21 protein-coding genes and 1 pseudogene are annotated in these 21,356 nt (G+C 55.8%); 11 read left to right on the top strand and 11 right to left on the bottom strand.

Annotated features, from left to right (window positions below; all coding sequences use genetic code 11):
* Positions 1 to 86: 86 nt before the first annotated feature.
* The 6 genes from rsmG to rpmH all read right to left on the bottom strand — a co-directional run bounded on the left by rsmG (position 87) and on the right by rpmH (position 3,836).
* Positions 87 to 767, bottom strand: a complete 681-nt coding sequence (gene rsmG / locus SPI05_RS05300; RefSeq protein ID WP_321076798.1) for a 16S rRNA (guanine(527)-N(7))-methyltransferase RsmG — start codon at positions 765 to 767, stop codon at positions 87 to 89.
* Between the two features lie 28 nt (positions 768 to 795).
* Positions 796 to 1,476, bottom strand: coding sequence for a protein jag (locus tag SPI05_RS05295; protein WP_414601967.1), 681 nt, complete (start codon positions 1,474 to 1,476; stop codon positions 796 to 798).
* Positions 1,477 to 1,548: 72 nt separating this feature from the next.
* On the bottom strand, positions 1,549 to 2,874 hold the full coding sequence (yidC, locus tag SPI05_RS05290; protein WP_321076794.1) for a membrane protein insertase YidC: 1,326 nt from the start codon (positions 2,872 to 2,874) through the stop codon (positions 1,549 to 1,551).
* Complete coding sequence (yidD, locus tag SPI05_RS05285) at positions 2,865 to 3,263, bottom strand: membrane protein insertion efficiency factor YidD (RefSeq protein ID WP_321076792.1); 399 nt, start codon at positions 3,261 to 3,263, stop codon at positions 2,865 to 2,867. Before yidD ends, yidC begins: the two co-directional genes overlap by 10 nt.
* A 17-nt stretch (positions 3,264 to 3,280) precedes the next feature.
* Entirely contained in the window at positions 3,281 to 3,688 is a 408-nt protein-coding gene (gene rnpA / locus SPI05_RS05280) for a ribonuclease P protein component (RefSeq protein ID WP_321076790.1), read from the bottom strand.
* Positions 3,689 to 3,698: 10 nt separating this feature from the next.
* On the bottom strand, positions 3,699 to 3,836 hold the full coding sequence (rpmH, locus tag SPI05_RS05275) for a 50S ribosomal protein L34 (protein ID WP_004007802.1): 138 nt from the start codon (positions 3,834 to 3,836) through the stop codon (positions 3,699 to 3,701).
* Between the two features lie 290 nt (positions 3,837 to 4,126).
* Here rpmH and dnaA point away from each other — a divergent pair, with 290 nt between their 5' ends.
* The 8 genes from dnaA to SPI05_RS05235 all read left to right on the top strand — a co-directional run bounded on the left by dnaA (position 4,127) and on the right by SPI05_RS05235 (position 16,305).
* The gene (gene dnaA / locus SPI05_RS05270; RefSeq protein ID WP_414601966.1) at positions 4,127 to 5,581 is read left to right on the top strand and encodes a chromosomal replication initiator protein DnaA; all 1,455 of its coding nucleotides are present in this window, start codon (positions 4,127 to 4,129) and stop codon (positions 5,579 to 5,581) included.
* A 695-nt stretch (positions 5,582 to 6,276) separates the two neighbouring features.
* Positions 6,277 to 7,419, top strand: coding sequence for a DNA polymerase III subunit beta (gene dnaN / locus SPI05_RS05265; RefSeq protein ID WP_321076781.1), 1,143 nt, complete (start codon positions 6,277 to 6,279; stop codon positions 7,417 to 7,419).
* A 39-nt stretch (positions 7,420 to 7,458) separates the two neighbouring features.
* Complete coding sequence (gene recF, locus SPI05_RS05260; protein ID WP_321076779.1) at positions 7,459 to 8,700, top strand: DNA replication/repair protein RecF; 1,242 nt, start codon at positions 7,459 to 7,461, stop codon at positions 8,698 to 8,700.
* A gap of 49 nt (positions 8,701 to 8,749) precedes the next feature.
* Positions 8,750 to 9,418 carry a DUF721 domain-containing protein gene (locus SPI05_RS05255; protein WP_321076777.1) on the top strand — a complete coding sequence of 223 codons (669 nt, stop codon included), beginning with the start codon at positions 8,750 to 8,752 and terminating at the stop codon, positions 9,416 to 9,418.
* A 199-nt stretch (positions 9,419 to 9,617) separates the two neighbouring features.
* Entirely contained in the window at positions 9,618 to 11,642 is a 2,025-nt protein-coding gene (gyrB, locus tag SPI05_RS05250) for a DNA topoisomerase (ATP-hydrolyzing) subunit B (protein WP_282922445.1), read from the top strand.
* Between the two features lie 59 nt (positions 11,643 to 11,701).
* Entirely contained in the window at positions 11,702 to 14,245 is a 2,544-nt protein-coding gene (gyrA, locus tag SPI05_RS05245; protein WP_321076776.1) for a DNA gyrase subunit A, read from the top strand.
* A gap of 144 nt (positions 14,246 to 14,389) precedes the next feature.
* Positions 14,390 to 15,166, top strand: coding sequence for a DUF3566 domain-containing protein (locus tag SPI05_RS05240; RefSeq protein ID WP_321076774.1), 777 nt, complete (start codon positions 14,390 to 14,392; stop codon positions 15,164 to 15,166).
* A 59-nt stretch (positions 15,167 to 15,225) separates the two neighbouring features.
* Positions 15,226 to 16,305: a glycosyltransferase family A protein gene (locus SPI05_RS05235; protein ID WP_321076772.1), complete on the top strand. Its 1,080-nt coding sequence runs from the start codon at positions 15,226 to 15,228 to the stop codon at positions 16,303 to 16,305.
* On the opposite strand, the gene SPI05_RS05230 is transcribed toward SPI05_RS05235, so the two are convergent.
* The 4 genes from SPI05_RS05230 to SPI05_RS05215 form a co-directional block, all read right to left on the bottom strand.
* Complete coding sequence (locus tag SPI05_RS05230) at positions 16,302 to 17,303, bottom strand: DMT family transporter (RefSeq protein ID WP_321076770.1); 1,002 nt, start codon at positions 17,301 to 17,303, stop codon at positions 16,302 to 16,304. The genes SPI05_RS05235 and SPI05_RS05230 overlap by 4 nt on opposite strands.
* Positions 17,304 to 17,480: 177 nt before the next feature.
* A complete protein-coding gene (gene glf, locus SPI05_RS05225; protein WP_321076769.1) occupies positions 17,481 to 18,701 on the bottom strand; it encodes a UDP-galactopyranose mutase in 1,221 nt (406 codons plus the stop codon).
* A gap of 90 nt (positions 18,702 to 18,791) precedes the next feature.
* Entirely contained in the window at positions 18,792 to 19,091 is a 300-nt protein-coding gene (locus tag SPI05_RS05220; protein ID WP_321076767.1) for a type II toxin-antitoxin system YafQ family toxin, read from the bottom strand.
* A 3-nt stretch (positions 19,092 to 19,094) separates the two neighbouring features.
* Positions 19,095 to 19,361 (bottom strand): type II toxin-antitoxin system RelB/DinJ family antitoxin, encoded by a 267-nt coding sequence (locus SPI05_RS05215; RefSeq protein ID WP_321076765.1) that lies wholly within the window; start codon positions 19,359 to 19,361, stop codon positions 19,095 to 19,097.
* Between the two features lie 242 nt (positions 19,362 to 19,603).
* Between SPI05_RS05215 and SPI05_RS05210 the strand changes: the two genes are divergently transcribed.
* The 3 genes from SPI05_RS05210 (at position 19,604) to SPI05_RS05200 (ending at position 21,047) form a co-directional block, all read left to right on the top strand.
* A complete protein-coding gene (locus SPI05_RS05210) occupies positions 19,604 to 19,852 on the top strand; it encodes a ribbon-helix-helix domain-containing protein (protein WP_321076763.1) in 249 nt (82 codons plus the stop codon).
* Positions 19,836 to 20,099: a type II toxin-antitoxin system RelE/ParE family toxin gene (locus SPI05_RS05205; RefSeq protein ID WP_321076761.1), complete on the top strand. Its 264-nt coding sequence runs from the start codon at positions 19,836 to 19,838 to the stop codon at positions 20,097 to 20,099. The genes SPI05_RS05210 and SPI05_RS05205 overlap by 17 nt, the downstream gene beginning before the upstream one ends.
* Before the next feature lie 483 nt (positions 20,100 to 20,582).
* Positions 20,583 to 21,047 (top strand): NYN domain-containing protein, encoded by a 465-nt coding sequence (locus SPI05_RS05200; protein ID WP_321076759.1) that lies wholly within the window; start codon positions 20,583 to 20,585, stop codon positions 21,045 to 21,047.
* 171 nt (positions 21,048 to 21,218) lie between these two features.
* On the opposite strand, the pseudogene SPI05_RS05195 reads toward SPI05_RS05200, so the two are convergent.
* A pseudogene (locus SPI05_RS05195) lies at positions 21,219 to 21,356 on the bottom strand (IS256 family transposase); the annotation flags it as partial.

The following is a 21,356-nucleotide window of genomic DNA, read 5'->3' as shown; positions in this document are numbered from 1 at the left end:
CGAAAATGCCTCACATTCGTCCTCCCATTGGCCCCAAAACAGAGCAGGCTAACTCCGGAGCAAAATGTTTCACGTGAAACAATTGCTTATTTCTTAGCCAGCCGCACCACGCGGGTTGGTTCTCCGGTCAAGGGTGTGGAAACGGTGAGCACCTCGGGCAGGGATACCTTTTGTTTGGCAAACACGTAGTTGGCTTTCGCTTTATCTATCTCCGCTTCGACCGAAGCGCCTTTTAAGAACAGCATCGTGCCGTGCTTTTTCACTAGCGGCGCCGTCCAGCCCAGCAGGGTCGAAAGGTTGCCGACCGCCCGAGCCGTCAGATAAGAAAACGCCTGTTTCCCCCGAAGGTCCTCAGCACGAGCGTTACGAATCCGCACGTTGTCCAGACCGAGTTCCTCCACGCAAAACTGCAGCCACTCACAGCGGCGAGACATGGACTCAATCAAAGTCATACTCAGATCTGGCCTACCGATAGCCAACACCAAACCGGGCAGCCCAGCTCCCGAACCGACATCGGCGACCTGCACGCCCTCGGGCAAAAACTCGCTGAGTACCCAGCAGTTCAAAAGGTGGCGACTCCAGATGCGACCGGCCTCGCGTGGTCCCAGCAAACCCTGCTCCAAGCCTTCGTGGCTGAGAAGATCCGCAAAGTAGCGCATCTGGTCGGCGCTGGTATCAAAGACATCGGCCAGGCCCGCCGGCTCCGGTTCAAGCTGAATCTCACCCGGGGTTTCCTCGGCCAGCTCGTCCTCAGCTGAATCTGTCACGGTCAGTCTCTCTGCGAGCCTCTAACGGTTAGGCTTCGTCAGCCGAGACGTCCGAGTCGTCATCAAGAGCGTCATGGTCCAGGGTCTGCGCGTCATCTGCCAAATCGTCGCCAGCGTCGTCCGCGTTATCATCAAATTCGTCAAAAGGCTCGTCCTCGTAGTCCTCATCATCGCCTTCGTCAAGCGACAAGACGACATAGCGGTTGGGGGCCATGCCCTCTGATTCGGAATACAAACCCATTTCCGCGGCCTTGTCGTGGCACACCTTGCGTTCAAACGGATTCATGGGATTGAGCTGGACCGGCTCGCCGGTTTCCTGAACCTGCGCACCCAAGCGCTCCACCAGTTCGCGCAACTCGAGGCGGCGATTGGAACGGTAGCCGGCAATGTCGAGCATCAGCCGGGAGCGTTCCCCGGTTTGAGACTGTACTGCCAAGCGGGTCAGTTCCTGCAGGGCTTCTAACACTTCGCCGTGCCGGCCAATGAGCCGCTTCAAACGACGATCCGGTTCTACGTCCCCGGTAACGATTTCTACCAAGGCTCGTCCGTTCTCGACATCAATCTCAATGTCGCCGTCCAAATCGACAATGTCCAGCAGTTCCTCTAAATAATCAGCTGCCAAATCACCTTCGTTTTCCAGCCGCTCCATTTTGGAGGCGCGATTGGCAACGACTTCGGTGCCTTCCTCAATAATGTCCAACTCGTCCATTGATTCACTCATGTTTATGCTCCTCGATTCCCAGGCGACGCCGTGCGTCGTGGTGCCCCGAAAATATCGTGTCTATCTGTTCCCTTGCTTCTTTTTTGACTTCTTTTGCTTCGCTTTACGTTCGGCTGCACGTCTTTCAGCTTGTTTGGTGGCTCGTTGGCTGGCAGTCAGGCCATCCTTGCCGACTTCGTCCGGATCAGGTTCCGACTCGGCCTCGGCCTCTGCCTTGTCTTGATCAAACTGGGCCCGGTATTCCTCCCAACCCTTCTGACCCGGCTGCATCCGCTGCTGCCGGCCACCTTTACCTTGAGTATCAACCGAACCGAAGTTCATTTCGTCCAACCCCAGCTCCATCCGACGCTTCTCTAACTTACGAATATGGGCCAACCGGGCTTCCCGCATCGCAACCTGAACGCCTTTCTGATTGAGTCCCACCTCGTTCAACTCAATCTTTTTCAACTCGGCATCGAGTTGTTTTTCCTGCTCGGCACGGTATTTGTCGAATTTGTGTTCATGAGCGTCTGCGCGCCACCGAGCGGCTGCCGAACCGCGAGTGGGGTAGGCCCGAATCATGAAGTACTGCTGCACCAAGCTCCACGTGTTGGAGGTGACCCAGTAAATGAGCAATCCCACCTGCACGACCGGGCCAGTGAACAAGTACACCAGAGGCATGAAGTACATCATGGACTTCGTGGACTTCACCATCGGGTTATCCGAGTGGAGCTGTTCGTCACTCATATTCTTCATCGACAGGAACGCCGTCTGCACAAACATGGTCACGACCAGGTAAGCCACCATAATGCCGATAACAATCTTGGTCTGCATGGTGGAAGTTGGACTGAACATGGTTTGTCCCAGAGATTCGCCAAAGAAAGTGGAATCCCACAACGCTTTGGCTTGAACCTGGCCCATTCCGCCAATGGAATCGTGTTCAGGCATCGTGCCTTTGGCGACCGCTTCCATATAAAACAGTAAACGGTACAGAGCGAACAATACCGGCATCTGCACCAAAAGGGGCAGGCACGAGGCCGACATGGATGCGCCGTACTTCTTTTGCACGGCTTTCATTTCCTCCTGCTGACGCATCATGGACTGCTGGTCGCGCTTGCCCTTATATTTCTTGGTGATGGCGGTCAATTCGGGTTGCGCCAGACTCATGGCGCGCGAGGCTTTAATCTGCTTGATGAACAGTGGCACGATGATGAGGCGCACCACGATAGTCATCCCGATGATGGCCAGTACCCAGCCAATGCCGGCACCAGGCTTGACCCCTAACAATTCCAGCAACTCGTGGACACCGCGCAAAATCCAGCCCACCACCCACATAAAGGGGTACAAAATCTGATCATAGAGAGACAATTTGGCTTCCCCAGCAGCCGGGAGCAGGCTCAGCAGCATGACACCATTCCTTCTTTCATTTCCATAGTTTCCCCTCTCACTCCGGCGCTCCACAGTGAGTTTTGACCGGGCAGTAGGTCATAAGTTTGGGCGCTGACGCTGCCAGGTTCAGTCCACGGATTCGTCCAGGAACCTTTGACCGGAGGGTAGTCCACGCCACCGTCAGAGTAGGGGTTGCACCGTAGCAACCGCCACAGGGTCAACGCTGAGCCTTTCCACAGTCCGTGTACTTGCAGTGCCAGGTCCGCATAGTGCGAACAACTGGGATAGTACTTACACACCGGTCCGAACGCTTTTGACAAAGTGTGTTGATAGAGGTGAATCAGCAAGCGTGCCAAGTTTGCCGGCAGATTCCAACCCCACCGCAACAATGTCTTGCCTGTTAACACCGCATCTATCCTAACTTTTACCGGCCATTACCGCGTGGGAAACTTGACGAACCGGGCTGCGGCGAACCGGGTGAAACCTGGTGGCGTTTGCGGGCCATCTTTTGCAACACCGTCCCGACTTGCTTGTCCAGCTGCGAATAATCCGCCTCAGCGATGCCGGCTTTGGCATAAAACACATTTAGAGAACCCGCCGGAAACTCCACCAGGCGATCGCGCACCAGGTGACGCAAACGGCGCTTAATGAGATTACGTCCGGTAGCGTGCTTTACAAACCGCTTGGCCACAACGAAACCGATGCGAGCCGGTTCATCTCCCGTTCCGATATATTGATGGAACACCAGGTTAGGGCCGTGAGCGTGGCACCCCTCGCGCATCGCTAGGCGAAAGTCCTGGGCGCGAGTCAGCCGGTTTGCTTTGGCCAGCATCAGCTTGGGCTTAGACCGCCAGACGCTTACGGCCGCGACGACGACGAGCGCTGATAACCGCCCGTCCCCCACGGGTGGCCATACGATTACGGAAGCCGTGCTTGTGGGCGCGGCGACGATTATGGGGCTGATAAGTCCGCTTAGTCACTTTTTTCTCCTGAAAAATAATCCCGGGTAATCCCGAGCCGCAGTTAAGTCATAAGACGAAGTTACAATTTAGCCCAGATAACAGGTTCGTTGCAAATTAGCGCAAAAGTCCGACTGAGCGGATTGGCCCGGAAAAAATTGGAAAACATAGATGTAACTGCACTTCATTACGGAGTTACACTGTTGTAACTTTGTCCACAGGTTGTGGATAACTTTGTGGATTCCGCCAAAGAGTGGCAAGATTTATTCAGTTTTATCTGGATAAAAGCAACTGCCGAGGAGATACTTACCGTGAACAATGCGGCCTGGGAAAGCGGAACTAACGCTGACCTTGGACCAACCGATTTTTGGGCCCAAGCACTACAAAACCTCAGTGCTTCAGGCAAAATTGGGGACTTCGATTTGGCGCTCATTCGCCAATCCAAAGGTTTGGGGGAATCCGGTGACGCGGCAGTCTTGGCGGTATCCAGCAACGACGTCAAAACCATGATTGAGTCGAAGTACTACGAGCTGTTTAAAACAACTTTTGGTGAGGTCTTGAATCGCCCTATTAACAACCTGATTGTGACGGTGGACGAAAACCTGGGCAACGTGGCGCCCGCACCCCAAACTTATGAACCCGTCCAACCCCTGCCCATCCAGCCGAGCGCCCCCACCGCTCCCGTATGGGAACCTGGGGAAAGTCACCACGTCCTGCACATCGACTCGAACACGGGACTAAACCCAACCTACACTTTTGACTCTTTCGTCATCGGCTCTTCGAACTCATTTACCGCCGCGGCCGCGGAATCGGTCGTGGCTTCACCTGCAAAAGCCTACAATCCCCTGTTTATCTACGGCGGTCCCGGATTGGGCAAAACCCACCTGTTGCACGCCATCGGTAACTACGCCCTGGAGCTGTACCCCGAATCGAAAGTGAAATACATTTCCTCCGAGGAATTCACCAACGAGTTCATCAACGCCATCGCCTCCCAGACTTTCGCCGATTTCCAGGCTCGCTACCGGGAGGTCGACTTCCTGCTCATCGACGATATTCAGTTCCTAGCCGGTAAAGAACAAACGCTCGAGGAGTTCTTCCACACTTTTAATACGCTGCACACCGCACAAAAACAGGTCGTCATCACGTCTGACGTGGCTCCCAAGGAGCTGAAAGGGTTTGAAGAACGGGTCCGTTCCCGCTTGGAGTGGGGTTTGATGGCGGATATTCAGCCCCCCAGCCTAGAGACGCGCATCGCGATTTTGCGTCGAAAAGCCCAGGCCGGAAACCTACAGATGCCCGATGATGTGGCGGAGTTCATCGCCTCTAACGTCGATTCCGACATTCGCGCTTTGGAGGGCGCGTTGATTCGGGTTACGGCGTATTGGTCGCTAAACCATGTGCCTGCCACCATAGAAACCGCGAAACTGGCCATTCGCGACTTGATGACCGGCAAGGGCGCCAAAGAAATCACTCCCGAGATGATTATTGACTGCACCGCCCAATATTTTGCGTTAAAGTCCGAGGACTTGCTCTCCGCGAATCGGTCACGCACCGTGGTGGGGCCGCGCCAAATCGCTATGTACCTGTGCCGTGAACTGACCGATTTGTCACTTCCCCAGGTCGGAGCCGCTTTCGGGGGTCGCGATCACACGACCGTCATGCACGCAAATAAAAAGGTCGCAGCCTCCATGAAGGAAGACACCCAAACGTTCAAGTCTGTTTCCGACATTTCCGATGCGGTGCGCCGCGCCACCCGCGAATCCTAGTTCCACTGCCTTTCCAACAGTTTTTTCATCTCTTTTTCTTTCTGCCTCTGCCTCTCTTGTTCTGTTCACAAGGTCGGTGCGGACAGTAATTCTCCAGTTCACGAGGTGCTTGGGGGAGGTCGCGGTGTACCGCTCAAGGGTCGCGGGGGGAGGACCCTAGCGACATCGAGGGAGCACCCTCCCCAGCGTCGTACGGGTTCCTCCCCCCTCTCCCATTCCGGTTACCGCAATATTTGGTGACGGGCAATCATCGGCTACTTTAAAAACCTCCGCGACCCCGAACGGCGCAAAACCCCACGTCATACCGCTCCCGCACCTAAAATCCAAGACACACTCGCGAATGTGGACAAAGCTGGGGAAGAGAGCAAGATTTTTCGGGGATTGGTTGTGGAAGAAATTGTGGACAGCATTTCATCCACAGGCTCCCCAAGTTTGTCCAGAAAGTTATCAACTGAACTACAGATTTGTGATTCCGAACTCCCACCTAGCAAAATCGGGTTTTACACAGAATTCACACCGGTTATGAAGATAATTATTTTTAAATTATTATGCGCCTCTCTGCCTTCATCAAAGAATCGTCGGGGCTCATGAACCTCGCGCCCGTGGTTGAAAATTCGGCAAACTACGGGAGTACTCAACTATGCGGTTTTGGGTTAGAGTTTGTATAACAACATTTAGCATTCGGGAGGAATTTCATGGAACTCGTGTTGAGACGCGATACTTTGGCAGAAGCTGTGGCATGGAGTTCCCGGTCCATTTCACCTCGTCCGGCGGTGGCGGTGCTCTCCGGGGTACGCATCGAAGCACGAGAGGACGGGGTCGAGTTTTCCTCCTATGATTACGAAGTTTCTTCCCGCGTGACGGTCGGAGCCGAAGATGTCACTGAACCCGGTGTGGCGGTAGTGGACGGCAAACTGCTCAGCGAAACGGCACGAGCCTTGCCGACCAGCGCCGACCTGGTGACCTTCGCTACAGAGGATAACTACCTGCACATCACCTGCGGTTCTTTCAAACAAAACCTCATCATGATGCATTCTGAGGAGTACCCGCCGTTGCCGCAGTTGCCCGAAAGTGTTGGGAAGGTCGATGCCGCTGCTTTTGCTCATTCTATTTCACAAGTCGCGGTGGCCGCCTCTCGTGATGAAACGTTGCCGCTGTTGACGGGCATTTCCTTGGAGGTGCGCCCGGACAAGCTCTATCTCTTGGCGACAGACCGTTACCGGATGGCGTTAAAGGAAATGCCGTGGGCCGGTGGTCAGGGCGGTAATCAAGACCTGGTGGTGAAAGCCAAGAACTTGAGCGATGCGGCAAAGAACATTGCTACCGCAGGCGATGTCGAAATCGCGGTGGGTTCAGCCAACAGTCCCGCTTCCCTGATTGGTTTGGCCGCGAACGGTCGGGTGTTTACATCCCAGATTAACGATGGAAACTATCCTGACGTGCGCCGTCTGTTCCCTGAACCGATTAATGTTACGGCCGTGGTTCAGGTCGATCAGTTCATTGAAACGGCTAAGCGCGTGGCTATCGTGTCCTCGAACCTTTCTAATCAACAGATTTCCCTGCGCTTTACCTCCGGTCAGCTAGAGTTCCTGGCGGGCAACGGCGGAGAGAACAGCGCCAGCGACACGATTCCCGCCCTGCTGAACGGCCCGGACATCGCGGTGTCTTTCAACTCGCGAATGCTGCTGGAAGGCCTGGGCGCCATCGATGAGCCCTATGCGCGCTTGTCGTTCAAGGATGAGGCGAAACCCGTGGTCATTACCGGTCAAAAGGAAGAAACGGGCGAGGATAATCTGACGTTCCGCTACCTGATTATGCCCATCCGCACCAGCATTTAGAAGTTTTCGATACGGTCAAGTGAGGTTTCTGGGGGTCGCGTGTTTGTTTCCGACCTGGCTCTGGACTGGTTTCGTTCCTACCGTCAGGTAATTGTGCGCTTTCCGGCGGGAACCAACGTGTTTGTCGGCGCCAATGGGCAGGGCAAAACGAACCTGATAGAGGCCATAAACTACCTGGCCGTGCTGGCTTCGCACCGGATTGGCACGGATGCGGGTTTGATTTTTCGCGAAGCCGGGGACACGGCCAGCTCACCCGCGTTGCTGCGCGCGGGAGTAATCCGGGCCCGGATTCATCCTGGTAGTGACATTGCGGACCCGGAGGCTAACGGGGAACTGTTAGAGATGGAACTGTTGGCTGGCCGGGCCAATCGCGCCATGATAAACCGACACAATGTGCGCCCACGCGCCCTGCTGGGACACCTGTCTACCGTGCTGTTTGCCCCCGAAGATTTGCAACTGGTCCAAGGCGATCCCGCTACGCGCCGCACTTTCTTGGACCGTATCGCTATCCAGCTGCGTCCGACCTTGGCCGGGACGTTGAGCGAATACACGAAAGTCGCCCGTCAACGCGGAGCTTACCTGAAAGACCTAGCGAAACGTCGGGCGCCGATAGATGAAATCCAGCTGTCTATCTGGGATGATGCCCTGGTGCCGGCGGCGGTGGAAATCATGAGTGAACGGGCGCGGGTGGTAAGCCTGTTGGGCGAGTATCTGCCCCAGGTGTATGCCCGGATTGCCGGACATAGCGCCCCGGTGGGCCTAACATATGCGGATAGTGTCACGAAAACTCTCGACCTGCCCGCCAGCGAGCAAAAACAACTGTGGTCAGACCCGGATTCATTGACGGCCGCGTTTCGCCAAGCCCTGGTCCAGCGTCGCGCCGATGAGGCCCGGCGTGGAGTCAACTTGGTCGGTCCGCATCGTGACGAACTGGAGTTACACTTGCACGGCTTGCCGGTCAAAGGGTTTGCCTCGCACGGCGAGTCCTGGTCCTATGCTTTGAGTCTGCGTCTGGCTGAGTTTTCCTTGCTGCGCGAGAATTTTGCCGATGCCCCGGTGTTGCTGTTAGATGATGTGTTTGCCGAACTCGATGAACAGCGCCGCGCTGCCCTGCTGTGGGCTATTGACCAGGCCGACCAGGTGTTTATTACTTCCGCTACCGGAACCGAAATTCCCGACGCCCTGCACGCCGCGTTTTATCGCGTCACTTTGGACCGGCAAACCCGTGAAAGCAGCGTAGAGCCCCTCGGTCAGGGAGCGGCACCGGATTTTTTGCAATAATGTCAGAATAATGGCAGGGCAGTCACCGTCAGCAGGGAGGGGGTCAGTCGTGGCTAAAGGCATCGACTATTCCGGGCTGTATCCCACCATGCATTCCCCCCTACCGCGCCGCGCCGTAAAACGCTACCGGGAACTCATGTTTAGTCAGGGCTTTTATCCCCTCACCGGGAAAGTGCGCGGGTTTTCCACCACCGAGCCCGACTCGGACAGTTTGAGCGAACGGGAATGGCTGGACCGCGAAATCGCGAAAAAATATTACACTGACCTGGCCAAAAGCCTCGGTTCTACCCCGGAGCGCATCGAGCAACTGTCCGCCCCGGGACCGGCCACCGCCAGTTTTACCGACCTGTCACGTCCCTCCCGTAACGATCCTCAACAGGCCGGGTTCCTCCTGGGGCATTTGGCTAGGCGTCTGGGGTGGCAGACTCCGCTGGAAATCGTGGACGTAAAAAAACATTGGGAAGAATATGTCGGCGCCCAGGTCGCGGCTCATTCCACAGTAGAGAGTTTCGATGGGGGCAAACTCATCGTCCGTACCGACTCTACCGCTTGGGCTACCCAGCTGAAGTTTTTGCTTCCCGAACTGCTCAAACAACTGACCCGGCGACTTGGGGCAGGAGTGGTGAACCAAATCATTATCCGCGGCCCCCAAGTGCCGTCCTGGAACCACGGCCCGCGCAGCGTTCCGGGACGCGGACCGCGCGACACTTACGGCTAAAACCGGGCCAACCGGCCTAGTGCCAAAACTTGCCAAACCTATAAAGCCAGGATTTACGGCCCGCAGACCCCCCAAACCTGGTTTGCCATAATTTTACATAAAACCTGTTAAATCCGTCTTTACGCGTCTCTAAAGGGCAATCGTCAAATAATTCGATAGGATTATAGTGGCGAAAAAGCCGAAAAAAGGAGACACAAACGTGAGCGATTTTGAAACGCCCGAGGAGCACTATGACGCTTCTGACATTAAGGTCCTCGAAGGCCTGGAAGCAGTGCGAGTCCGACCCGGTATGTACATCGGATCCACCGGGGAGCGGGGCTTACACCACTTGGTTTATGAGGTGGTAGACAACTCGGTCGATGAGTCTTTGGCTGGGTACTGTGACCATATTGAGGTGACTTTACAAGCTGACGGTGGGGTGAGGGTGGCTGATAACGGCCGCGGTATTCCGGTCGCGGAACACCCCAGTGAACACCGCCCCACGGTGGAAGTCGTCATGACGATTCTGCACGCGGGAGGCAAGTTCGGTGGCTCGTCCTACGCGGTGTCCGGCGGCTTGCACGGGGTCGGCATTTCGGTGGTAAACGCCCTATCCACGAGGATTTTGACCACCGTGAAACGAGACGGTTTCCAGTGGCATATCGAGTTTGGTGACGGGGGCAAAGTCATCCAGCCGTTGCGCCGCGGCGAACCCACCGATGAAACCGGGACCGTTCAGGTGTTTTACCCGGACCCGGACATTTTTGAAACTGTCGAGTTTGACTATGAAACCCTGCGGACCCGTTTCCAACAGATGGCTTTCCTGAACAAAGGACTGCGCATCACCCTCACTGATGAACGCCCCAACGTGACTGCGGAAGGCGATTTCGTAACCGGAGATCAGGACGGTGAAGCGGATTCTCCCAAGGTCGGACATCGCTCGGTGTCTTACTGTTACGAAAACGGGTTGCACGACTACGTGCATTTCATCAACACCACCAAAAAATCCGAGGTCATTCACGAGGAAATCATCGACTTTGAGGCCAGCGTGGAGGACACCGATAACGCGATGGCGCTGGAAATCGCCCTGCAGTGGACCAGCGCTTACTCCGAATCCATCTATACCTACGCCAACACCATCAACACCACCGAAGGCGGCACTCACGAGGAAGGGTTCCGCGCGGCGCTAACTTCGCTGATGAACAAGGTGGGCCGAGAAAAAGGCTTCATTAAGGACAAAGACGAAAACCTCTCCGGCGACGATTGCCGCGAGGGCTTAACCGCCGTGATTTCCGTGAAAATCCGCAACCCCCAGTTTGAGGGCCAGACGAAAACGAAACTCGGCAACACCGAGGCCCGCACTTTCGTACAGCAAACCGTATATTCCCAGCTGGGAGACTGGTTCGATGCCCACCCGGCGGAATGTAAGGCGATTATTTCCAAAGCCCAGTCCGCCCAGCAGGCCCGTAACGCGGCGCGGAAAGCCCGGGACGCGACCCGGCGCAAGACCGCTCTGGATTCCTTCTCAATGCCGGGTAAGCTGCGGGATTGCTCCAGCCGGGACGCTTCCGAATGCGAAATTTTCCTGGTCGAGGGCGATTCGGCAGGCGGTTCGGCGGTGGCGGGGCGCGACCCGGCTCACCAGGCTATCCTGCCGTTGCGCGGCAAAATCCTCAACGTGGAAAAGGCCCGCCTGGACCGCGCTTTGGACAACAAAGAAATCCAGTCCCTCATCACCGCTTTTGGCACCGGGATTGGCGAAGATTTCGACCTATCGAAACTGCGCTACTACAAGATTGTGCTGATGGCAGACGCCGACGTGGACGGACAACACATCACCACCCTGCTGCTGACCCTGCTGTTCCGCTATATGCGTCCGCTCATCGAAAACGGTCACGTGTTCCTGGCCACCCCGCCGCTCTACCGTCTGAAGTGGTCTAACAAACCTCACCAGTTCGTCTATTCCGACAAGGAAAAGGACAAGCTGGTCAGCTTGGGTCTGGACTCCGGGGCGCGAATGCCCAAGGAAGGCGGGATTCAACGCTACAAAGGCTTGGGCGAGATGAGCGCCCAGGAACTGTGGGAAACCACGATGGATCCCAGCGTGCGACTGTTGAAACAGGTCACGATGGACGAGGCCGCCTCCGCTGACGAAGTATTTTCGCTGCTCATGGGCGAGGACGTGAGTTCGCGGCGCGCCTTTATCCAACGCAACGCCCAAGACGTACGGTTCTTGGATATCTAAGCGAACGACAACCACAAGCCACGGTGAAACTCTCACCAAGCTATTGAAAGACAAGGGAAATGGCTGATAACCAAGACAACAACGATTCCGAAGTCGAGGACATCCTTCATCCTGATGCCCCCGTGATTACTGAGGCGGAATCCCCCCGCGTCATGCAGGTGGATTTGGAAAAAGAGATGAAAAAGTCCTACATGGACTACGCCATGAGCGTCATCGTGGGCCGCGCCCTGCCCGATGTGCGCGATGGGCTGAAACCGGTACACCGCCGCGTCATCTACACCATGTATGACGGCGGTTACCGCCCGAACGGCGGGTATTCCAAGTGTATGCGCGTGGTGGGCGACGTTTTGGGTCACTTCCACCCGCACGGGGATTCTTCGGTCTATGACGCACTAGCCCGGTTGGTGCAGCCCTGGTCGCTGCGTTACCCTTTGGTGGCTGGTCAAGGCAACTTTGGTTCCCCCGGTAACCTGGGGCCGGCCGCGCCTCGGTACACGGAATGCAAGATGGCGGCCCTCGCCATGGAAATGGTGCGTGACATCGACGAGGACACCGTCGATTTCATGGACAACTATGACGGGCGCTCCCAAGAGCCGACCGTGCTGCCCAGCCGTATCCCGAACCTGCTGATTAACGGGTCGGAGGGTATCGCGGTGGGCATGGCGACCAGGATTCCGCCCCACAACTTGCGGGAAGTCGCTGACGCAGCCCAATGGTATCTGCAAAACCCTGAAGCCACCCGCGAAGAGTTGCTCGAGGCCTGCCTGCAGCGTATTAAAGGCCCGGATTTCCCCACCGGCGCCACGATTTTGGGTCGGCGCGGGATTGAGGAAACCTACCGGACCGGTCGCGGTTCCATCACCCAGCGCGCCGTGGTCAACGTGGAGGAACTCAACGGACGCACCTGTTTGGTGGCGACCGAGCTGCCCTACCAGGTCAACCCCGATAACCTGCAGGTTAAGATTGCTCAGCTGGTCAAAGACGGCCAGTTGCAGGGCATTGCGGATATTCGTGACGAAACGTCGGATCGCGCCGGAACCCGGATTGTGGTGGTGCTGAAACGCGACGCCGTTCCGAAAGTTGTGCTGAATAACCTGTATAAACGCACCCAGTTGCAAGATTCCTTCCCCGCCAATATGTTGGCGCTGGTTGACGGGGTGCCGCGGACCCTGTCTATTGACGGTTTTGTCCACTATTGGACCGCCCATCAGGTCGATGTCATCAAACGCCGCACCGCTTTCCGGTTGGCGAAAGCCCAGGAACGGCTGCATATCTTGCAAGGCTACCTGGCGGCTTTGGATGCGCTAGATGAGGTTATCGCGTTGATTCGCCGCTCTCCGACCGCAGAAGACGCCCGGGTCGGGTTGATGGATTTCCTCAAGGTGGACGAGGTTCAAGCTGACGCGATTCTGGCTTTGCAGCTGCGCCGGTTGGCCGCTTTGGAACGCCAAAAGATTTTGGACGAACACGCCGAATTAGAGGCGAAAGTCTCCGACTTTGAAGACATATTGGCTCGCCCCGAACGCCAGCGCGCCATTGTGTCTGAGGAACTGGGCGAAATCACCGAAAAGTGGGGCGACGAACGCAAGACCACCATCGTGCCTTTTGATGGGGAAATGTCGATGGAGGACCTCATCCCCGAAGAAGACGTGGTGGTCACCATCACTCGTGGCGGTTACGCGAAACGGACCCGGGTCGACGCTTACCGATCCCAACATCGCGGCGGCAAAGGCATTAAAGGCGCGACGCTGCGCGAAGAGGACCAGGTCGAGCATTTCTTTACGACCTCCTCGCACGACTGGTTGCTGTTCTTTACGAACTTCGGGCGGGTGTATCGCGCGAAAGCCTACGAGATTCCCGAAGGCGGGCGCGACTCGAAAGGTCAGCACGTGGCGAACCTGCTGGCTTTCCAACCCGAGGAACGTATCGCCCAGGTCCTGCAGGTTTCCTCGTTTGAGGACAAAGCCTACCTGGTGTTGGCGACTCGGCTCGGATTTGTGAAAAAGACTCGACTGACCGATTACGACACGAACCGTACCGGCGGGTTGATTGCAATTAAACTGCGCGAGGACGATGCCGGGGAGGCGGATCAGCTGGTTTCGGCGTGCCTGGCGGACGCGACAGACGACCTGATTTTAGTGTCTCGTCACGGTCAATCTTTGCGGTTTACCGCCAGCGATGAGCAGCTGCGCCCGATGGGTCGGGCCACGTCCGGCGTGACGGGGATGCGGTTTAGGACCAAGGATGAGCTGTTGACCATGGACGTGGTGCGCCCGGATGCAGACCTGTTCGTGGTGACCGAGGGCGGATTTGCGAAACGCACGGCGCTGTCGGAATACCGGGTGCAGGGCCGCGGCGGCCTGGGGATTAAAGTCGCGAACCTGGTTGAGGCTCGTGGCGACCTGGTCGGCGCGCTGGTCACCGAGGAGGACTCGGAAGTGCTGGTCATCATGGCGGGAGGCAAAATCGTGCGTTCCCGGGTCGATGAAGTCAGCCGGACCGGGCGCAACACTCAGGGCGTGATTTTCTCCCGAGCTGATGAGGGCGACGGGGTAATTGCTATCACTCTCAACGTGGACAATGATTCGCAGCTGGAGGAATAGCGAGAATGAGCGATGCGGGATTTCCCACTTTGTGCGATATATTGCAAAAGTCCTCTAAATCGTCACAGTGAGAACCGAGAATCATGAATTGAGCCGCCGGTGGCTAGGCTCTAAAATCGAGAAAACATCTGAAGGGGATGGAACATGCGGATAAACGGAACATCTGACGGGAATAATCCCGCCCCCAATCCCGATACGGCTGAGGATAGCGAAGATCCCAGCGTCTCCTGGGCCAAGCTGGGCCACGCCGACCCCTATTCAGGTGCTTTGCAGGCCGATAGTCAGGCTACAAAACCGGTTCCCCCGCCTCCGCCGGCAGACACGGCCGGCTTGACAGGTCAAATCCCTCAGGAATCGCCAGCGGATGCACCCTCGACTGACAGTCAACCGGATGAGGCTCCGGAGCCTGAAGCCCCAGCTCCCACCCCAACGAAAACTTATGCCGACGATCGCGCGGCCGCCAAGGCTGCCAAGAAAGCCGAGCGGGAAGCGGCCCGGGCGGCCCGGCGCATGGAGGCAGCGAAGCGAATGCAGGAACGCGAAGAAGCCGCCGATTTGCCTGATGTGCGCCGCGTGAAGCTGACTTTGTCCCGCATCAATCCGCTCTCGGCCATGAAGATTGGATTCCTGGTCGCGGTCGCGCTGTCCATAGTCATGCTGGTTGCGTCTATCGTGTTGTGGATTGTACTGGACATGCTGCACGTTTTTTCCTCCATGCAAGGGTTTTTACAGGCGCTGTCCGCTACCGCGTTGGTGAACCTGGTTGACGCGTTGACATTTAGTCGGACAATTGCTCTGGTCGCGATTTTTGGCGTACTCCAGATTATTATTTTAACTGTACTGAGCTGGCTGGCTGCCGTGATTTACAACTTGATTGCCCGCATGGTGGGTGGGCTACACGTGGTAATGACGGACGATTGAGCCCCTCCCCGACTGACGGGGACTGACGAAATAACAACGAAATCTAGTGAGGGAACCCGATGGCAGAAACGAATCACACCGCGCAAACCGCAAACCCTTCTCAGAACCCGGCGGATTGCGAGATAACCCTGACTTTTGTCATTCCGTGCTACAACTCCGAGGACTACATGGACGCCTGTATTTCCTCGATGATTGGAGCGGGTGATGACACCGAAATCATCATTGTTAATGACGGTTCTCGGGACCACACCGGAGAGAAAGCCGATAAGTGGGCGCAGGCTATGCCTGACAAAATCAGGGTCATTCATCAGGAAAATGCCGGTCACGGCGGCGCGGTGATGGCGGGTTTGCAGGCGGCTCGCGGCCACTACTTTAAGGTGGTTGACTCGGATGACTGGCTGGACCGGGTCGGGTTAAACCTGCTGATGTCCAAGCTGAGAACGTTCCTGGCACATAATGAGCTGGTTGACCTGGTTGTCTGTAATTATGTGTACGAGCACGTGTTGACAGGTTCGCGCAAAGTCATCCGCTACAACCGCGCCCTGCCGCTGAACCGGGTTATCACCTGGAATCAGGTCGGAAACTTCGGGGTGGGGCAAAACATCCTGATGCACTCCACGGTTTACCGAACCCAGGTGCTGCGGGAATCCGGGATGGTCATGCCCAAACACACGTTCTATGTAGACAACATTTTTGTCTATGTTCCCCTCCCTTATGTTAAGAAACTGTACTATTTACCGGTTGACCTGTATCACTACTTTATCGGGCGTGAGGACCAGTCCGTCAACGAGACCGTCATGCTGGGTCGCCTCGATCAACAGATGCAGGTCACCCGGGCGATGGTCGATGCCTACACCCTGCCCGACGACGTTTCCAACCCGCGCTTGGCAAAGTATATGGAAGGTTTCCTGGCTCTGATTGTCACGGCATCTTCGGCGTTTTCGCTGGTGCGCGGCGATCACGAAGCGTTGCGAATGCGCGATGAGATGTGGAAACACATTTACGCTAAAAGCCCGCGCATGGCGCGCAATCTAAAGCGTCATCCGCTGGTTTTGGGTTCGAGCGTTAAGAAATCGCCGCTGAAGTGGGCCGCGGTTAAGACCTACCGCCTGGCACAGCACCTCTATCGGTTCAACTAACTTGCGATGGGCGTGTCCGGTCCCGGCGTGCCGGGCTCGTCCGAACGGTTCGCAGGGTCAGCCTTTTCCTCGTGAGCTGAGGGCGAATCTATAGCGATTCCGGCGGTGTGCTCCAAAACGATGGGCTGATGGGCTTTCAAGTGGGTCAGCCCGACAATCCCAGCGATGGCGACCGCCCCACAGGCGATAATCCCCAACGCGACCCCCGCGGTGAAGTTCTTGCCCTCACCCAGCACGGCGATGCCGAAACACACCGCGATGATGGGAGAAGTGATGGTCATCGAGGCGACGACCAGCTCGGCTTGTCCGGTGGCGTAACCCTGCTGCACCATCCACCCGGCGGTCAGCGAACCAATGACCAAAACCACCAGCACTATCCAAAACATCGGGTTGCCTGCCCAGTTATGCTGGCGCACAAAAATGATGAGAGTACGCACCAGAGAGGCTTCCAGACCGTAAAACATAGCCCCACCGCTGCCCCAAAAAAACGAGCGCCATACGCGCGGCCCTTTTGCGCCCAACGCCCCGAAAGTACCGGCCAGAATATAAATCGTGATGGCGCCGATAAAGACTTTGATGGCCGTGAGGGGCTGATCCGGCGCGGAATAGTAGGACACCAGGAAGGTAAAAACCCCGGTGGCCAGCACTGTCATCGCGACCAAAGCGCCCTCGCGCTTGCGAATTCGCTGGCGAGCGACCCGCGCCTGCAAAATCATGGACCAGGGGAAAGCCAGCAGTCCCACGGGCTGCACCACCGTGACCGGGGCAAAGAACAGGGCGGTAATCTGACACCCCAAAGACACTCCCATCAGTAATAATCCTTGCCACCACCGGCGGTTTTTCAGGCTCGCCAGGAGCTGGTCGGACTTCAAGCGCCGCCGGCTTTGGTTGTGTTTGACCTCGTGGCGGATTGCGCTGTTTTGATACCGGGCAGCGAGTGCGAAACAAAACGACCCGACCACCTGCAGGGCGATGGCTAAGGGTATGTTGTGTTCCAAAGCTGTCCTCTCGGTATAGGCTGACCTGCACGGTTGGCGGGTTTGCCGGGGTTGCTGCGCCGATGTCATGGCGGATTCCCGACCCGGTTGGCGGGTGCCAGTATCGGTGGCATGAGTTTACCTGAGTTAATGGTAGCGAAATATCCGGTTTTTCACCGGGTAAAGCGAATCCTCCGGTTAATCGTCCTGTCCGGACACAAAGGAAATGGAGGGCCGTTCCCCGCGCAGATGCGGCAACACTACCGCTTCGGCGCGTGCCAGGGCAGACCCGATAGCCATGTGCATATCCAAGTATTTGTAGGTGCCCAAGCGTCCGCCGAACAGCACGTTTGGTTCGGAGGCGGCCAGTTCGCGATACTGCACAAGGCGTTGGCGGTCGGTGTCCTTATTGATGGGGTAGTACGGTTCGTCGCCGCGCTGGGCAAAGCGGGAATATTCCCGAGCGACGACGGTCTGATCCGCGGGGTAGCGAGAGGCGCGTTCGGGGTGGAAGTGACGGAACTCGTGGATGCGCGTGTAGGGCACGGAGGGGTCGCCGTAGTTCATGACCGGGCAGCCTTGGAAGTCCCCAGTCGGTTTCACTTCCAGTTCCAGGTCGATGGTGCGCCACCCCAACTCGCCCTCGCTGTAGGCAAAGTATTCGTCAATCGGCCCGGTGTAAACGACGGGAACGCGCCCGACCGTAGTGGCTTTTGACCAGGGGTTTTCTGGGCTTTCGTCGAAAAAGTCCACGTCCAGGTGGACAGTGATGTTTTCGTGGGTGGCCATGTTCGTCAGCCAGGCACCGTATCCGTCAACCGGTAAACCCTCGTAAGTGTCGTTGAAATAGCGGTTGTCGTAGTTGTAGCGAACTGGGAGGCGGGAGACGATAGAGGCCGGCAGCTCAGTGGGGTCGGTCTGCCACTGTTTCGCGGTGTAGCCCTCGAAAAAGGCCTCGAACAGTGGTTTTCCGACCAGGGAGATGCCTTTCGTGCGGAAGTTTTCGTTGGCATCCTCACCTTGGATTTCCTCGGCTTGCCGGGCGATGAGTGCGCGGGCCTGGTCGGGAGTGTAGGCGGCGTGGAAGAATTGGTTGATGGTGCCGAGGTTCACAGGCATGGGGAAAACCTCGCCGTGGACGGTCGTGTAAACCTTATGAATATAAGGCGTGAACTTTGTAAAGCGGTTGACGTAGTCCCACACGCGCTGGTTGGAAGTGTGGAACAGGTGAGCACCGTACTTGTGAACTTCGATGCCGGTCTGGGCTTCGGGCTCGGACCAGGCGTTGCCGCCCAAGTGTGCCCGACGGTCAATCATGACAACCTTATATCCAGATTCGGCGACTTCCCGCGCGAGAGTGAGGCCAAATAAGCCGGTACCAACCACCAACAGGTCCGGCGTTCCGGGTGTTTTACTCATGTCTCGAACCTATCAAAAAACCTCGCCGCCCGGAACTCCCCCGCAGTGGCGGGGATGTACTTTGGATAACGTCCGCCGACCAGTGACAAATTATTCGCCGAAAGATGTCGTCGTGGCTGCCTTGCGTTGAAACACGGCGATGCCGTTGCCCGTGCGCCACACCAAGAGCCAATCACCAACATTGGCCACATGGCATTCGTTGCTCCCTGCCCAACTACCCTTCAACGTATGTGCGTTGTGGCGTCGACGCAGCTCATCATGAGATGCCGGGGTATTTTCGAGAATGAGCCTGATGACTTCATGCAACACAGTCGTGTCTCTATGCTTACGTATTAGAGATTTAATATCGCGTTGAAAGCTGGGGGTGTAATCAGGAATCAGTGGTGCCATAAATTAAATTCCCAGGTCGTCAAACAGTTCTTGGGCATTTTTGAAACGCCCCGTGCCGCCTTGGGCGATGATTTCCTCGGCTTCGTGAATCGATTTTTCCGATTCCTCGTTGGGTTCTGGGTAGGACAGGGTCAGGGGAATGCGCCGTTCCCGCACCATCTGACGGTAAAAAGCGCGGGTGACAGAAGATAAATCAAAGCCGAAATCCTCTGCGATGGAGGCAGCAGCCTCTTTCGTAGCAGTATCAACGCGAATTGTAACTGAACTCATTTGACACCTTCCAGCGATTAACGTCTTACATTATTATGATAATGTCTTACAGACCTCTGGTCAATATCTGATTTGCTACAGCCTGACTGAGCGTTTTCAACCCGTTCATGATCCGATTCCGCATTAGGTGCCGAGTGTTCGACTAATCCGTCTGGGCGAAGATGTGGCGTAATCTGGTGGATTTTTGCGCGGCGTTGTATTATATGTAATACGATGTTTACAGAGCAGGGGGCGAGGGTTTTATGGCTAGTAAGGTTTCTACGGTACCGACAGCGGTGCGGTTACCCGCTGAGTTGATTGAGCGTTACAACAATCTGGCAAAGGCTACGGGGCGTTCCCGGACATATTACGTCACCCAGGCTTTGCAAGTTTCCATCGCACAACTGGAATACGAGTATGGAATCTTGAAAAAAGTTGAGGACTATCGTGGGGGAAGGCTGGAAACTGTGACGATTGACGAGCTAGAGGATCATCTTGGCTTGGCTGATTAGGTTCGATAAGGGTGTAGAGCGTTCTTTGGCCAAACTGGACCAGCAAATTGCGAAAAGGATTACTTCCAAACTTCGTGAAATCGCCAATCTTGATGATCCTCGAAGTGTAGGCAAACCGTTAGTGGGTAATCTGGCTGGATTGTGGCGTTATCGCGTAGGGGATTACCGGGTAATCTGCTATATAGACGATGGTGAGTTAGTGATTCTGGTTGTTGACGTGGATCACCGAAGTGAGGTGTACCGCTGACTCTCATATCCATAGCGGGATTCTGCCCCAAGTTAGGCGCGGGGTTCGTCTCACCAAAGTAAAAAATGGGCTGCGGGGGTTCGGTTATGTATTAAATCGGTGATTAAATCGGGGTTCGTGGCTATATAGACCAGCAACCTCGATTTAATCGCGAATTTCTAACACAAATCCCCGAAAACACCGCTGTTTCCAAAAAAATGGGTGGGGTTTACTCGATTTCGCGACTCTCAAATCGCCCTGACCTGTGGACCTACCTGTCCGGTGGAGCTAGGTGGACTCAAACCCCCGACCCTCGCTTGCAAAGTAGGTGCACCGTATCCTTCAGCGGCATCCAGACCTCTGTTTTACCTCGTTTCGTAAAACTAACTACCATCGCAATCTATGGAGTATCATTGGTGTCAACAGCTCCTGCCGTTGACCCTCCACTTATCAGGAGAGTGCCGATGACGGGAGCTTCATTCGTTCCCGGAACAAGGTAAGACATTGACGAAGCAGATTAGCGCTGTAAGTAAAAAATCAGAGGAGTTGGAAACACAGCATGGGTATTTCTTGAAGCCTGGACCTCTGAAAGAGTTGTGCGCGGGACGTATAACAGTTGGGGATCTGACCACGACTGATTTTGGCTTCGATATCACACAAAAGGGTGTTGATATGCGGATAGGGCTAGATATACCCTCCTTGGCCCAAGGCAAGATAGTTAACCAGATTATTATGATTTCAGGTGATTCCGATTTTGTGCCTGCCGCCAAATATGCTCGGCGCGCAGGGATTGATTTCTTGCTCGACCCAATGTGGGCACACGTTACAGACAGTCTTTCAGAGCACGTCGATGGAGTGCGAACCTGTGTTAAAAAGCCACCAGAAAACGAAAGAGATCCATTACACGTGAGCCAGATAAAGAGCACGCCTACTAGTCGCAACGATTTTGAAGAGGACGAAGAACTCTAGCTGTCTATATTAGCTACGCCTGGACTCTAGTCGCTGGGTTTCTAAACTGTCCACACCTTCACCAACAGGCGTGTTATGACCTGTTTCCTGACAAGCCTCTTCCGCCGTTTTTCGCCAGCGCGGTTTTAAGTCGGGACTATCTCATTTAGTGTGTAAGTGGCGGTTTTATTTCTAGTATTCCTTCGCGTCTGGCATGCGGTCGGCGAGGGTGATGGAGAACGCGTTTAGGGCGTGTTTCCATTTCATGGTTCATTTTACTTGCCCGCGACCGGTGGGGTCGAGGGAACGTACCGTCAGGTACAGGCATTT

The organism is Mobiluncus sp. (assembly GCF_034180645.1).
Classification (GTDB): domain Bacteria; phylum Actinomycetota; class Actinomycetes; order Actinomycetales; family Actinomycetaceae; genus Mobiluncus.
The sequence above is the reverse complement of the archived record's forward strand: the minus strand, read 5'-3'. Positions and strand labels throughout refer to the sequence as shown.